The sequence below is a fragment of the Thauera linaloolentis 47Lol = DSM 12138 genome, assembly GCF_000310205.1.
Classification (GTDB): domain Bacteria; phylum Pseudomonadota; class Gammaproteobacteria; order Burkholderiales; family Rhodocyclaceae; genus Thauera; species Thauera linaloolentis.
This window is the reverse complement of record NZ_AMXE01000042.1, coordinates 1-13,439: the sequence shown is the minus strand read 5'-3', so window position 1 is coordinate 13,439 and position 13,439 is coordinate 1. Positions and strand designations below refer to the sequence as shown.

12 protein-coding genes are annotated in these 13,439 nt (G+C 68.4%); 10 read left to right on the top strand and 2 right to left on the bottom strand.

Annotated features, from left to right (window positions below; translation table 11 throughout):
* Nucleotides 1–32 precede the first annotated feature (32 nt).
* From ccmC to ccmI, 7 genes are read left to right on the top strand one after another with little or no spacing between them, the layout of a single operon-like run.
* The gene (ccmC, locus tag C666_RS11635) at nt 33–809 is read left to right on the top strand and encodes a heme ABC transporter permease CcmC (RefSeq protein WP_004338920.1); all 777 of its coding nucleotides are present in this window, start codon (nt 33–35) and stop codon (nt 807–809) included.
* Nucleotides 809–1,045 carry a heme exporter protein CcmD gene (ccmD, locus tag C666_RS11630; RefSeq protein WP_004338918.1) on the top strand — a complete coding sequence of 79 codons (237 nt, stop codon included), beginning with the start codon at nt 809–811 and terminating at the stop codon, nt 1,043–1,045. Before ccmC ends, ccmD begins: the two co-directional genes overlap by 1 nt.
* A complete protein-coding gene (gene ccmE / locus C666_RS11625; protein ID WP_028792279.1) occupies nt 1,042–1,488 on the top strand; it encodes a cytochrome c maturation protein CcmE in 447 nt (148 codons plus the stop codon). Before ccmD ends, ccmE begins: the two co-directional genes overlap by 4 nt.
* A gap of 1 nt (nt 1,489) precedes the next feature.
* Complete coding sequence (locus tag C666_RS11620; protein WP_004338915.1) at nt 1,490–3,463, top strand: heme lyase CcmF/NrfE family subunit; 1,974 nt, start codon at nt 1,490–1,492, stop codon at nt 3,461–3,463.
* Nucleotides 3,464–3,482: 19 nt separating this feature from the next.
* Nucleotides 3,483–4,076 (top strand): DsbE family thiol:disulfide interchange protein, encoded by a 594-nt coding sequence (locus C666_RS11615; protein WP_004338914.1) that lies wholly within the window; start codon nt 3,483–3,485, stop codon nt 4,074–4,076.
* Between the two features lie 7 nt (nt 4,077–4,083).
* Nucleotides 4,084–4,608, top strand: a complete 525-nt coding sequence (locus C666_RS11610; RefSeq protein ID WP_370701729.1) for a cytochrome c-type biogenesis protein — start codon at nt 4,084–4,086, stop codon at nt 4,606–4,608.
* Nucleotides 4,605–5,831: a c-type cytochrome biogenesis protein CcmI gene (ccmI, locus tag C666_RS11605; RefSeq protein ID WP_004338909.1), complete on the top strand. Its 1,227-nt coding sequence runs from the start codon at nt 4,605–4,607 to the stop codon at nt 5,829–5,831. The genes C666_RS11610 and ccmI overlap by 4 nt, the downstream gene beginning before the upstream one ends.
* A 42-nt stretch (nt 5,832–5,873) precedes the next feature.
* Here ccmI and alr read toward each other — a convergent pair whose 3' ends face one another.
* Together alr and C666_RS11595 are read right to left on the bottom strand one after the other, a co-directional pair.
* Entirely contained in the window at nt 5,874–6,935 is a 1,062-nt protein-coding gene (gene alr, locus C666_RS11600) for an alanine racemase (RefSeq protein WP_004338906.1), read from the bottom strand.
* 177 nt (nt 6,936–7,112) lie between these two features.
* Nucleotides 7,113–8,423 carry a D-amino acid dehydrogenase gene (locus C666_RS11595; RefSeq protein WP_004338904.1) on the bottom strand — a complete coding sequence of 437 codons (1,311 nt, stop codon included), beginning with the start codon at nt 8,421–8,423 and terminating at the stop codon, nt 7,113–7,115.
* Between the two features lie 132 nt (nt 8,424–8,555).
* Between C666_RS11595 and C666_RS11590 the strand changes: the two genes are divergently transcribed.
* The 3 genes from C666_RS11590 (at nt 8,556) to C666_RS11580 (ending at nt 13,309) form a co-directional block, all read left to right on the top strand.
* The gene (locus tag C666_RS11590; RefSeq protein WP_004338902.1) at nt 8,556–9,023 is read left to right on the top strand and encodes an Lrp/AsnC ligand binding domain-containing protein; all 468 of its coding nucleotides are present in this window, start codon (nt 8,556–8,558) and stop codon (nt 9,021–9,023) included.
* A 159-nt stretch (nt 9,024–9,182) separates the two neighbouring features.
* Entirely contained in the window at nt 9,183–10,232 is a 1,050-nt protein-coding gene (locus C666_RS11585) for an efflux RND transporter periplasmic adaptor subunit (protein WP_004338900.1), read from the top strand.
* Nucleotides 10,229–13,309 carry an efflux RND transporter permease subunit gene (locus C666_RS11580; protein ID WP_004338897.1) on the top strand — a complete coding sequence of 1,027 codons (3,081 nt, stop codon included), beginning with the start codon at nt 10,229–10,231 and terminating at the stop codon, nt 13,307–13,309. The genes C666_RS11585 and C666_RS11580 overlap by 4 nt, the downstream gene beginning before the upstream one ends.
* Nucleotides 13,310–13,439 lie beyond the last annotated feature (130 nt).

Here is a 13,439-nt window from a genome sequence, read left to right as displayed (position 1 = left end):
CCGGTGGAACGTACCAACAACGAGTGCGACGCATGAATGCTCCAGAGCGCAGCCGCAGCCTTTTCCGCTTCGCGGCCCCGCACAACTTCTATCCGCTGGCGGGCCGCCTCGCGCCCTGGTTCGCCGCCGCGGCGCTGGTCCTGACGTTGGCCGGGCTGTGGCTCGGCTTGTTTGTCGCACCCACCGATGCCACCCAGGGCGAGGTCTATCGCGTCATCTTCATCCATGTGCCGGCGGCCTGGATGTCGATGTTCGTCTACCTGATGATGGCGTTCTGGTCCGGCGTCGGCCTGGTCATGAACACCCGCCTGTCCTTCATCATGAGCCAGGCGCTGGCGCCGACCGGGGCGATGTTCTGTTTCGTCGCGCTGTGGACCGGCGCGCTGTGGGGCAAGCCGACCTGGGGCGCCTACTGGGTGTGGGATGCGCGCCTGACCTCGCAACTGCTGCTGCTCTTCCTGTACTTCGGCTTCATCGCCTTGACGCGCGCGATCGAGGATCCGCGCCGCGCCGACCGCGCGGGCGCCATCATCGCCCTCGTCGGCGCGGTGAACGTGCCGATCATCTATTTCTCGGTGCAGTGGTGGAACACGCTGCACCAGGGCGCCTCGGTCAGCGTGACCAAGGCGCCGTCGATGGCGACGACCATGCTGGTCGGCATGCTGGTGATGGCGATCGCCGCCTGGATGTACACGATCGCGGTGGTGCTGTGGCGCGCGCGGTCGATGATCCTCGAACGCGAGCGGCATACCGAATGGGTCGGCGCGGTGCTCGAGCGCGAAATGCAGGCGAAGGGAGGGCGTGCCTGATGCAGTGGGAGAGCTGGTCCGCGTTCTGGAACATGGGGGGCGCGGCGTATTTCGTGTGGGGCAGTTATGGCCTCACGTTTGCGCTGATGGCGCTGGAACTCGTGCTGGTCCTGCGGCGCCGGAAGGACACCGTCACGCGGCTGCTGCGCTGGCGGCGCGCCGTCGGCAAGGATTCAGCGAGAGGTTCAGCAAAAGAGGGCGGCACACCGGTGCCCGCCATGGAGTCGGAAACATGAAAGCCCGTAGCAAACGTCTGATGCTGGTCGGCGGCGGCGTGGTCCTGCTCGTCGCCGCCGTCGCCCTGGTGCTGAGCGCCTTCCAGCAGAACCTGGTGTTCTTCCATACCCCCAGCGAAGTCGCCGCGGGCAAGGCGCCCACCGGCACCACCTTCCGCGTCGGCGGCATGGTCGAGGAAGGCTCGATCCGGCGCGAGGCCGACGGCCTGACCGTCAGCTTCGCCATCACCGATACCGCCCAGGTGATTCCGGTGAGCTACCGCGGCACGCTGCCGGACCTGTTCAAGGAAGGCAAGGGCGCGGTGGTGCAGGGCAAGCTGGAGGCCGACGGCACCTTCCGCGCCACCGAGGTGCTGGCCAAGCACGACGAGAACTACATGCCGCCGGAAGCGGCGCATGCAGTGGAACAGGCCAGCAAGGCCGCGGCAACCGTGAGCCAATGACATGATTCCCGAACTCGGACATTTCGCCCTCGTTCTCGCCCTGGTCCTCGCCCTGGTGCAGGCCGTCGTGCCGATGATCGGCGCCAGCCGCAACCGCCTGGCACTGATGGCCGTGGGCCGGCCGGCCGCGCAGGGGCAGTTCTTCTTCATCCTGTTCAGCTACGCCTGTTTGACCTGGGCCTTCATCCAGAGCGACTTCTCGGTGCAGCTCGCTGCGGCGAACTCGCACAGCGCTACCCCGCTGATGTACAAGATCACCGGCGTGTGGGGCAACCATGAAGGCTCGCTGCTGCTGTGGGCGATGTCGCTGTCGCTGTGGACGGTCGCGGTGACGGTGTTCTCGCGCCACCTGCCCGAAGCCTTCGTCGCCCGTGTGCTGGGCGTGCTGGGCTGGGTCAGCGTCGGTTTCCTGTCCTTCCTGCTGGTCACGTCGAACCCCTTCGACCGCCTGCTGCCGGCGGTCGGCGAGGGGCGCGACCTGAACCCGCTGCTGCAGGACCCCGGCATGATCATCCACCCGCCGCTGCTCTACATGGGCTACGTGGGCTTTTCGGTGGCCTTCGCCTTCGCCATCGCCGCGCTGCTCAGCGGCCGGCTCGATGCCGCCTGGGCGCGCTGGTCGCGGCCGTGGACCACGGTGGCCTGGGTGTTCCTCACCGCCGGCATCGCGATTGGCTCCGGCTGGGCCTATTACGAGCTGGGCTGGGGTGGCTGGTGGTTCTGGGACCCGGTCGAGAACGCCTCCTTCATGCCCTGGCTGCTCGGCACCGCGCTGATGCACTCGCTGGCCGTCACCGAAAAGCGCGGCGCCTTCCGCAGCTGGACGGTGCTGCTGGCGATCAGCGCCTTCTCGCTGTCGCTGCTCGGTACCTTCATCGTGCGCTCGGGCGTCATCACCAGCGTGCATGCCTTCGCCACCGACCCCAAGCGCGGCCTCTTCATCCTGGCCCTGCTCGTCATCGTCATCGGCGTGTCGCTGCTGCTGTACGCATGGCGCGCGCCGAAGCTCGGCGGTGGTGGCAGCTTCGGCCTGGTGTCGCGCGAGACCTCGCTGCTGGGCAACAACGTGCTGCTGTCCGTTGCATCCGCTTCGGTGCTGCTGGGCACGATGTACCCGCTGTTCCTCGATGCGCTGGGCATGGGCAAGATCTCGGTGGGGCCGCCGTATTTCGAGGCGGTGTTCATCCCGCTGATGACGCCGGTGGTGGTGCTGATGATGTTCGGCCCCTTCCTGCGCTGGAAGGACGACGACCTCGGGGCGGCGGTGCGCAAGGTGGCGCCGGCCTTCATCGCCAGCGTGCTGATCGGCGTGGGCACGGCCTACGCCGTCGGCCACGTCACCTGGCGCACGGTACTCGGCCTGGCGCTGGCCGCCTGGGTGGTGCTCGCCAGCATCCAGTTGCTGGCCGGGCGCATCACCGAACGCGCGGGGGCGGCGATGGGCGCGCGCCTGCGCTCGATCACCGCCGCATGGTGGGGCATGTGGCTGGCGCACCTGGGCATCGGCGTGTTCATCATCGGCGTGACCCTGGTGGGCAGCCTGGATGCCAACCTCGACGTCAAGATGCAGAACGGCCAGCATGCGGAGCTGGCCGGCTACACCTTCACCTTCCGTGGCGTGCAGGACGCCGACGGCCCCAACTACGATGCCGCACGGGCGACGATCGACGTCACCCGCGACGGCCGCCCGGTGGCCACGCTGACGCCGGAGAAGCGTTTGTACGTGGCGCAGGGCATGCCGATGACCGAGGCTTCGATCGACATCGGCCCGTTCCGCGACGTGTACGTGTCGCTGGGCGAGCAGATCGAGGACGGCTCCTGGATCGTCAGCCTGTACTACAAGCCCTTCATCAGCTGGATCTGGCTGGGCTGCATCCTGATGGGCCTGGGCGGCATCTGCGCCGCCGCCGACCGCCGCTACCGCCGGCTCGCCGCGCGCGACGCCACGGTGGCGGCCAACCAGCGCGTCGCCTGAGCGGCACGGAAACCTTCCGATGAAAGCAAAATTCCTCGTTCCCCTGATCCTGTTCATCGCCCTGGCGGGCTTCCTCGCCTTCGGCCTCACCCTGAACCCGCGTGAGGTGCCGTCGCCGCTGATCGACAAGCCCGCGCCGGGCTTCAGCCTCGCGCGGCTCGATGACCCGGCCCGGCCTTTCGCCCTCGAAGAGATGAAGGGCCAGGTCTGGCTGCTGAACGTGTGGGCCTCCTGGTGCGTGGCCTGCCGCCAGGAGCACCCGCTGCTGGTGCGCATGGCGCAGCAGAAGATCGTCCCCGTCGTCGGCCTCAACTACAAGGAGGTGCGCGGCGACGGCGCGATCAACGCGCGCGGCATGGCGCTCGAGACCGAAACGGCGCTGGCGATCGAGCGTGCGCGGCGCTGGCTTTCCGACCATGGCGATCCCTACGTGCTGTCGGTGCTCGACATCGACGGCCGGGTCGGCATCGACTTCGGCGTGTATGGGGTGCCCGAGACCTTCCTGATCGACGGCGAGGGCCGCATCCGCTACAAACACATCGGCCCCATCACACCGGAAAGCCTGCAGCAGGTGATCCTGCCGAAGATCGAGGAGGTGCGCCGTGCGGGTTGATGTGTTCGTGAAGCTTTCCCGCGGGCTGGCCCTGGCCGCGCTGCTGGCGGCGACCTTTCCCGCCGCCGCGCAACGGACGGCGGCCGAGCCGGGTGCCGCGCCCACCGTTGCGGCCGATCCACAGCTCGAAGCCGACGTGATGGAGTTGTCGCACAAGCTGCGCTGCCTGGTGTGCCAGAACCAGTCGATCGCCGAATCCAATGCGCCGCTGGCGGTAGACCTGCGCGAACAGGTACGCGAGCAGCTCGCCAGTGGCCGCAGCAAGGGCGAGGTGGTGGATTATCTCGTCGCCCGCTACGGCGACTTCGTGCTCTACGAACCGCCGTTCAAGGCGACGACCCTGCTGCTGTGGGGCGGCCCGGTGATGCTGCTCGTGGGCGGCGCCGGCTGGCTGGCCTGGCGGCTGCGCCGGCGGGCGGGTGAGCTTGCCGCCATGGACGGCCTGAGCGAGGCCGAGCGCCGCCGTGCCCGCGACCTGCTCGCGGGCGATGCCAAGCCGTCTTCATCTGAATCTCCGGAGTCCCGTTCGTGACCGCTTTCCTTCTTTTTGCCGGCCTGCTGCTGGCCGGTGCCCTGCTTTGGATCCTGCCACCGCTGTTCCGTGCCGGCGGCCGCGCGCAGCGCGAGCAGGCGGAGCAGAGCAGCCTCGTGCTGGCCGTGCTGCGTGAGCAACTGGCCGAGCTGGACGCCGATCTCGCGGCGGGCCGCATCGACGCCGCCACCCACGCGAAGAGCCGGGAGGAGGTCGAGCGGCGCGCGCTGGAAGAAGGCGAGGCCGTCGCCGAGCGCGCCCAGAGCGCCGATGTGCGCACCGAGCGGAGCTGGGCCGTGGGCCTGGCGCTGAGCGTGCCGGTGCTGGCGGTGGTTGGCTATCTCGCCTTCGGTACCCCGGACGGGCTCGATCCGGCGAACGTGGAGGGCCAGCAGGGCTTTTCCCAGGCGGAAATCGCCGACATGGTGGGCAAGCTGGAAACGCGCCTGCAGCAGGAGCCGGACAACGTCGAGGGCTGGATGATGCTGGCCCGTTCCTATTTGGTGCTGGAGGATTTCCCCAAGGCGGCGGCGGCCTACGAGAAGCTGTCGAAGCTTGCGCCGGGCGAACCGGACGTGTTCGCCGACTGGGCCGATGTGGTCGCCGCGATGCGGGGCACGGTGGTGGGGGATGCCGAAGTGCTGGTGAACAAGGCGCTGGCGCTCGCGCCGGACCATCCCAAGGCGCTCGCGTTGGCCGGCACGGCCGCCTATCAGCGCGGCGACTACGCCGCCGCCGCAGGGCATTGGGAGAAGATCCTCGCACGCATTCCGCCGGGCGAGGATGTCGCGCGCGGCATCCGCGCCAGTGTGAACGAGGCGCGCGCGAAGGCTGGCCTGCCGCCGCTGGTGGAGGCCGCAGCCGCACCGGCTGCCGCTGGTGGCCCGCTGACGCTGTCCGGCCGGCTCGAGGTGGATGCGGCGCTGCTCGACCGGCTGGCACCGGAAGACGCGGTGTTCGTCTTCGCCCGCGGCGAAGCGGGCGGTCCGCCGCTGGCCGCGCTGCGCTTCAAGGCCGGCGAGCTGCCGCGGGACTTCTCGTTCGACGGCGCGGCGCTGATGATGGGCGACGATGCGCCGCTACCCGAGCGCATCATCGTCGGCGCGCGCGTTTCGAAGGGGGGCGATGCCACCGCGCGCAGCGGCGATCTCGAAGGCCTCAGTGCACCCGTCGCCACCGATGCCAGCGGGGTCAGCCTGAAAATCGACCGCGTGCGGCCGTGATTCCCACCCGGCGGGCAAGGGCCTCCTTGCCCGCCGGAGCCGTCATTCGCGGTAGTCGAGGCGTACCCGCTTCACGTTGCACAACAGTTCGTAGGCAATCGTCCCCGCCGCCGCCGCGACGTCGTTGACCGGCACCTGCCGGCCCCACAGCTCGATCCGGCTGCCGATGCCTGCGGCGGGAAGATCGCTCAGATCCACCGTCAACATGTCCATCGACACGCGGCCGATGAGACGGCTCGGCTGGCCGTCGACGGCAACCTGCGTGCCGTCGGGCACGCTGCGCGGATAGCCGTCGGCATAGCCCATCGCCACCAGGCCCACGCGCGTGCGCCGTTCGGCGACGAAGCGGCCGCCATAGCCCAGCGCCTGGCCGGGTTCGATTTCGCGCACGGCCATCACCGCGCTTTCGAGCGTCATCACCGCTTGCAGCCCGTTGGCCTCGCCGGGCATCGGATCCGCGCCGTACAGCAGGATGCCCGGGCGCGCCCAGTCGCGGCAAGCCTGCGGCCAGCCCAGGATGGCGGCGGAATTGGCCAGGCTGCGGGCGCCGTTCAGGCCCCGGGTGGCGGCGTCGAAGCGCTCGATCTGTTCGGCGGTGGTGATCGCTTGCGGTTCGTCGGCGCGGGCGAAGTGCGTCATCAGCGTGGTTTCACGAACCTTGCCGCTCGCCTGCAGGCGTTGCCAGGCGGTGGCGACGGCGGGGCCGACGAAGCCGGCGCGGTTCATGCCGCTGTTGACCTTCAGCCATGCATGCAGCGGGGCAGCGAGCGGGGTGGTCTCGATCATGCGCAACTGGGCTTCGTGATGGACTGCCAGCCACACGTCGTGGCGGGCCGCGTCTGCCAGTTCGACGGCGTCGAATACCCCTTCCAGCAACAGAATGGGCTGCGTGATGCCGGCCGCGCGCAGTTCCAGCGCTTCGTCGAGGAAGGCGACGGCGAAGCCGTCGGCTTCTGCGGCCAATGCCCGGGCACAGCGCACGGCGCCGTGGCCGTAGGCGTTGGCCTTGATCACCGCCAGCGCCGATGCGCCGTGGCGCGCGCGCGCGAGCCGGTAGTTGTGCCGCAGCGCGGCGAGGTCGATCAGAGCGCGGGCGGGGCGCATCGTTTCCATCCTTGTAGGGGGCAAGGCGCAACATGGTGCTACCAAGCGGGGCCGGCTGCAATGCGTGCGCGGCGCGGTGCCGGAAATGTGCAGCGCGCGCCGGGTTGCCGGGCCTGGAAAGCGCTCCGTGCCGGATGTCGCCGTACGTGGACCAGCCCCCCGGTCAGGCCGCGGGTTTCATGCCGGCGAAAGGCTCAGACCCTGCGCCCGCCGCGTGGCTTCGCGGCCGTAGCGGTGCAGGCCGAGGTCGTCGTGGCGGATGGCGGGCTGCCTGCCGGTGACCAGGTCGGCGACGAGCTGGCCGGCGCCGCAGGACATCGTCCAGCCGAGGGTGCCGTGGCCGGTGTTGATGAAGAGTTCGGGGTAGGGCGTGGCGCCGATGATCGGCGTCGAGTCGGGCGTCATCGGCCGCAGGCCGGTCCAGAATTCAGCGTTGGGAATGTCGCCGCCGTGCGGAAACAGGTCGCCCACCACCTTTTCGAGCGTTTCGCGGCGGCGCGGATTCAGGCGCAGGTCGAAGCCGCCGAGCTCGGCCATGCCGCCGACGCGGATGCGCTTGTCGAAGCGCGTCACCGCGACCTTGTAGGTTTCGTCGAGCACCGTCGAGCGGGGGGCGCCGTCCGGATCGGTCAGCGGTACGGTCAGGGAATAGCCCTTGACCGGATAGACCGGCAGGTCCAGGCCCAGGCCTGCCGCCATCCGGCGCGAATAGCTGCCCAGCGCGAGCACGTAGCGGTCCGCCGCGAGTACCTGGCCATGCCCGCCGTCGCCGGTGCGTACCCCGATCACGCCACCACCGCCCGTCAGGATTTCGCGGATGTCGACGCCGAAGCGGAACTCCACGCCGGCCTTGCGTGCCATGTCCGCGAGCCGGGTGGTGAACAGATGGCAGTCGCCGGTTTCGTCGTTCGGCAGCCGCAGGCCGCCCGCCAGCGGGCTGCGGCTGCGGGCGAGCGCGGGTTCCACACTCGCGAGCTGTCCGGCCGGCAGGAGCTCGAAGGGCACGCCGCATTCCCGCAGCACGGCGATGTCGCGCTGCGCCGCGTCGAGCTGCGCCTGGGTGCGGAACAGCTGCAGCGTGCCGAGGCTGCGTTCCTCGTAGTGGATGCCGGTGTCGGCGCGCAGCGTGCGCAGGCAGTCGCGTGCGTATTCGGACAGCCGCATCATGCGTTCCTTGTTGAGCGCATAGCGTTCTACGGTGCAGTTGGCCAGCATCTGCGTCATCCAGCGCAGCTGGAACAGGCTGCCGTCGGCGCGCAGGGCGAAGGGGGCGTGGCGCTGGAACAGCCATTTCAGGGCTTTCAGCGGAATGCCGGGGGCGGCCCATGGGGTGGAGTAGCCGGGCGAAACCTGGCCGGCATTGGCGAAGCTGGTCTCGAGTGCGGCGCCGGGCTGGCGTTCCAGTACCGTGACGCGCGCGCCGCGCTGGGCGAGGTACCACGCGGTGGTGGTGCCGATGATGCCGCTTCCGAGTACGATCACATGCATGGCTGTCTCCTGCCGGATTCCTGTTGGATATGTGCAGTTTAGGCAAGCAAGGCCAGTGTTTTTCACTGAAAAACAGGGGATGAATGAAGTGACTCCCCATTCGGCGTGATGTTCTTCGACTGGAGCAGCGAAATGCGCGAACTCGATCGGGTGGACCGCAAGATCGTCGATCTGTTGCAGAAGGAGGGCCGTCTGTCGATGACCGAGCTGGCCCAGCGCGTCGGCTTGTCGGCCACGCCGTGCACCGAACGTGTGCGCCGTCTCGAGCGCGAGGGCGTCATCACCGGCTATCACGCGCGCGTCGACCCGCGGGCGCTGGGCAGGCCGTTGCTGGTCTTCGTCGAGCTGAAGCTGTCGGCCAAGTCCAACGACACTTTCGACCGCGTGAAGAAAGAACTTGCCTATGTGCCCGAAGTGATGGAATGCCATCTGGTGTCGGGAGATTTCGATTACCTGATCAAGGCGCGCATCGCCGAAATGGGCGATTACCGGCGCCTGCTCGGCAACATCCTGCTCAAGCTGCCGTCGGCCGCCGAATCGCGCAGCTATGTGGTGATGGAGGAGGTGAAGGAGAGCCTCTATCTGCCGCCGGAGCCGTGACTCGCCTTCTCGCGGCGTATCGGCGGACGGGGGGCTAATCCATGCCGGGCAGTATGGAAACCCGTATCGGAGGTGGATAATGTCCGTCCTTCGAAAGGGGCAACCGGCATCTCCCTGTCCCTGCGGCGATCATTTGGCACGCTCTAACGGGATACCCCCATGCGCATCTCGACGCTTTCGCTCTTCATCGGTGTACTGATCCTGTCTGCCTGCGGCAAGGCGCCACCGCCGCAGGTGGAGAAGGCGCCGCCCTTCGTCAAGACGGTGAAAGTGGCCACGGGAGGGGCGGCCGACGTCGGCTTGTCGGGCACGGTGCGGGCGCGCGTGGAGTCGCCGCTGGCCTTCCAGGTCGGGGGGCGCATCGCCCGCCGCGCGGTGGATGCGGGCGAGCGCGTCGCGGCCGGGCAGGCCTTGTTCCAGCTCGATACGCATGATTTCGAGCAGGGCGTGCGTGCCGCCGCGGCCGATCTGGCGGCGGCGGATGCGGCGCTGGCCACGGCTGAGGCCGATCTGCTGCGGGCGAGGCAGCTGCAGCAGCGCAATTACACCAGCGAGCAGGCCATCGAGCGCTTCGAGCTGGCCCGGCGCGAGGCACATACGCGGCACGAGGCGGCTGCGGCGCGTCTGGTGCAGGCGCGCAATGCGCTGGGGTATGCCCGTCTGCAGGCGCCGCAGGCCGGCGTGCTGGTCGATGTCGTCGGCGAGCCCGGGCAGGTCGTCGCCGTTGGCCAGCAGGTAGCGTTGCTGGCGCAGACAGGCGAGCGCGAGCTCGAAGTGCATTTCCCCGCCAGCGTGACACCGCCGGCCGAGGGCCTCGCCCTGCTGGGCGACGGGACGACACGGCCATTGGCGCTGCGCGAGACGGCGGGTGCGGTCGAGCGCCAGGGCCGTACGCTGCGCGCACGCTACACCGTGCATGGCACGCAGGACGGACTGGTGCTGGGCGCCGTGCTGCGCGCGCGCTTTCGTACCGCGACGGTAGCCGAAGGCGAATTCGTCGTTCCGCTCGGGGCGCTCAACGAGCGCGGCGAGGGCGCGCGCGTATGGCGCGTGCGCGACGGCGCCGTCAGTTCGGTGCCGGTCGGCGTGCAGTCCACCGACGGCGAGATGGCGCGCGTGCGAGGCGCCCTGGCCGACGGCGACACCGTGGTGGCGCTGGGCACCCACTTGCTGACCGAGGGCATGAAGGTGCGGGAGCTGGCGCGATGAGCTTCCCCAACCTGTCCGCGCTCGCCGTACGCGAGCGATCGGTGACGCTGTTCTTCCTCGTCCTGGCGGTGCTGGCGGGTGCCTATGCTTTTCTTTCCCTCGGGCGTGCCGAGGATCCGGCCTTCACCATGCGCGTGCTGGTGGTCAATGCGGTGTGGCCGGGGGCAACGCCGCAGGAGATGCAGGAACAGGTGGTCGACCGTCTGGAGAAGCGTGTCCAGGAGGTCGAGAACATCTATCGCATCATCACCACGGTGCGCCCCGGTTCGGCCAACCTGCAGATCGAGTTCCACGACTACACGCCGGCCGCGCAGGTGCCTGCGCTCAAGTACGACGTGCGCAAACGCATGCAGGACGAGGCCGGCAACCTGCCTGCCGGCGTCATCGGGCCGATCGTCAACGAGGATTTCGCCGACACCTATTTCAGCCTGATCGCCCTGACCGCGCCGGGCATGCCCATGCGCGAGCTCACGCGTGAGGCCGAGGCGATCCGCGACCGCCTGCAGCACGTGCCGGGCGTGCACAAGGCCCAGGTGCTGGGTGAGCGTGCCGAGCGCGTATATGTCGAGTTCGACAACGCCACGCTCGTCAATCTAGGGCTGTCGCCGCAGGTGGTGTTCGATGCCATTTCGGCGCACAACCGCTTGCTGCCGGCTGGCAGCATGGAGACCGACGGGCCGCGCCTGTATCTGCGGCTGGATGCGGATCTGTCGGATCCCGAACGACTCGCCGCGGTGCCGTTGCGGGTGGGGGACCGTGTGTTCCGGCTCGGCGACATCGCCAGTGTCCGCCGCGGCTACGAGGATCCGCCGGGCTATCTAGTGCGCTCGCGCGGCCAGGATGCGCTCTTGCTAGGCATGGTCATGAACAAAGGCGAGAACGGCCTGGTGCTGGGCGGCCGCCTTGCCGATTTCATCGAAGCCGAGCGTGGGCAATTGCCGCTGGGGATGTCGCTGGAGGTGTTGACCAACCAGGCCGAGGCGATCGCCGGTGCGGTCAACCTGTTCCAGGTCAAGTTCCTGGTGGCGGTGGCGGTGGTGGTGGCGGTCAGCATGCTGGCCATCGGTTGGCGCGCGGGGCTGGTGGTGGGCATTGCGGTGCCGCTCACGCTGGGCATCGCGTTCCTGATCATGAAGCTGATGGGCATCAATCTCGACCGTATCTCGCTCGGTGCGCTGATCATCGGCCTCGGCCTGCTGGTGGATGATGCCATCATTGCGGTCGAGATGATGCTGGTGAAGATGGAAGAGGGCTGGAGCCGCGTGAGCGCGGCGGCCCATGCCTGGAGTGTGACCGCCGCGCCGATGTTGTGCGGCACCTTGGTCACGGTCGCGGGCTTCCTGCCGATCGGCTTCGCGCGTTCGGCGGTGGGCGAGTACGCCGGAAACATTTTCTGGGTGCTGGCGCTGTCCTTGCTGGTGTCCTGGCTGGTGGCGGTGGTGTTCGTCCCCTACCTGGGGGTGAAGATGCTGCCCGAAGTGGCGCGCGAGCATGTGCATAGTCATGAAAGCGTGTACGGGACGCCGATGTTCCAGCGCCTGCGCCGTCTCATCGCCTGGTGTGTGCGCTGGCGCAAGACGGTGGTCTTCGGCACCCTGGGTTTGCTCGTCCTGTCCGTCGCAGGCATGGCCATGGTGGTGCAGAAGCAGTTTTTTCCCAGCTCCGACCGCCCGGAAGTGCTGGTGAGTGTGTACCTGCCGCAGGGCAGCAGCATCGGCGCAACGGATGCGACGGTACGCAAGCTGGAAGCGATTCTCGCGCCGATGCCCGAGGTGCGCACCCTGTCGAGCTACGCCGGTGGCGGCGCCCCCCGTTTCTTCCTGTCCGCCAACCCCGAGCCGCCCGACCCCGCCTTCGCCAAGATCATTGCAGTGACGCAGGGCGTGGAGGCGCGCACCCGGGTGATGGCCGAGTTGCAGCGCCACATCGACGAAGGCGAATTCCCCGAAGCGAGGGTGCGCGTGTCTCGCCTGCTGTTCGGCCCTCCGGTCATCTGGCCGGTGGCCTATCGCGTGGTTGGTCCCGATGCGTTGGAGCTGCGCCGCATCGCGCATCGGGTACGGGACGTCATGGCGGCCGATCCGCATGTGGTCGATCCGCACCTGGAGTGGGACGAGCGCGCGCCGGTGCTGTACTTGGCCATGGATGCCGAGCGGCTGAAGCTGCTCGGCCTGACGCCGCAGGACGTCTCGCAGCAGTTGCAGTTCCACCTCAATGGCGTGCGCGTGACCCAGGCTCGTCAGGACATCCGCACGGTGGATGTCATCGCGCGCGGCGCCAGCGGCGGCCGGCGGCTCGATGCCGGGAGTCTGGCGATGCTCGAGATCGTCACCCCCGACGGCCGCAAGCTGCCCGCGAGCCAGTTGGGGCGTATCGAAGTGCGTTTCGAGGAACCGGTGATCAAGCGCTACAACCGTGAACTGGAGCTGACGGTGCAGGGAGATGTCGAGGGGGCGCAGCCGAACGATGTGACCGACGCCGTATGGAAGTCGCTGGCGGACCTGCGCGATACGCTGCTGCCCGGGTATCGCCTGGAGATCTCCGGCGCGGTCGAGCAGTCGGGCAAGGCCAATGCATCCATCCAGAAGCTGCAGCCGGTGATGGTCGCCTTCATGCTCATCTTCATCATGCTGCAGATGCGCTCCTTCTCGGGCACCTTCATCGTCGTTGCCACCGCGCCCCTCGGCCTGATCGGCGCGGTGGCGGCGCTGCTGCTGTTCAATCAGCCTTTCGGCTTCGTCGCGCTGCTCGGCCTTACCGGCCTGGCCGGCATCCTGATGCGCAACACGCTGATCCTCACGCAGCAGGTCGCCGACAATTTCGAGGCGGGCATGGATGCCTTCGACGGCGTCGTCGAGGCCGCCGTGCGGCGCGCCCGTCCCGTCATCCTCACTGCGCTGGCCGCGGCCTTTGCTTTCATCCCGCTGACGCTGGACACCTTCTGGGGGCCGCTGGCCTATGTGCTGATCGGCGGCGTGTCGGTCGGCACCGCAATCACTTTGCTGTTCGTCCCCGCGCTCTACGCATTGTGGTTCCGGCTGGGACGGGGAGAAAGTGACGGGCGCGGCATGGCGTGAGCCAATCGCGAGCTGCGCGGCAAAGGCGGGATGTGATGCAGGGGTGAGTTTACTTCCTTGCGTATTTTATTTTGTTGTCTATAATGCGCGTCTCTTTCGCGGTGTCTGCCGGACGGGTTGAGTGGTTTGT

What these genes read in the sequence shown, in the direction of transcription:
- ccmC (WP_004338920.1), top strand. Translation starts at nt 33, where the DNA reads ATGAATGCTCCAGAGCGCAGCCGCAGCCTTTTCCGCTTCGCGGCCCCG.
- ccmD (WP_004338918.1), top strand. Translation starts at nt 809, where the DNA reads ATGCAGTGGGAGAGCTGGTCCGCGTTCTGGAACATGGGGGGCGCGGCG.
- ccmE (WP_028792279.1), top strand. Translation starts at nt 1,042, where the DNA reads ATGAAAGCCCGTAGCAAACGTCTGATGCTGGTCGGCGGCGGCGTGGTC.
- C666_RS11620 (WP_004338915.1), top strand. Translation starts at nt 1,490, where the DNA reads ATGATTCCCGAACTCGGACATTTCGCCCTCGTTCTCGCCCTGGTCCTC.
- C666_RS11615 (WP_004338914.1), top strand. Translation starts at nt 3,483, where the DNA reads ATGAAAGCAAAATTCCTCGTTCCCCTGATCCTGTTCATCGCCCTGGCG.
- alr (WP_004338906.1), bottom strand. Translation starts at nt 6,935, where the DNA reads ATGCGCCCCGCCCGCGCTCTGATCGACCTCGCCGCGCTGCGGCACAAC.
- C666_RS11595 (WP_004338904.1), bottom strand. Translation starts at nt 8,423, where the DNA reads ATGCATGTGATCGTACTCGGAAGCGGCATCATCGGCACCACCACCGCG.
- C666_RS11590 (WP_004338902.1), top strand. Translation starts at nt 8,556, where the DNA reads ATGCGCGAACTCGATCGGGTGGACCGCAAGATCGTCGATCTGTTGCAG.
- C666_RS11585 (WP_004338900.1), top strand. Translation starts at nt 9,183, where the DNA reads ATGCGCATCTCGACGCTTTCGCTCTTCATCGGTGTACTGATCCTGTCT.
- C666_RS11580 (WP_004338897.1), top strand. Translation starts at nt 10,229, where the DNA reads ATGAGCTTCCCCAACCTGTCCGCGCTCGCCGTACGCGAGCGATCGGTG.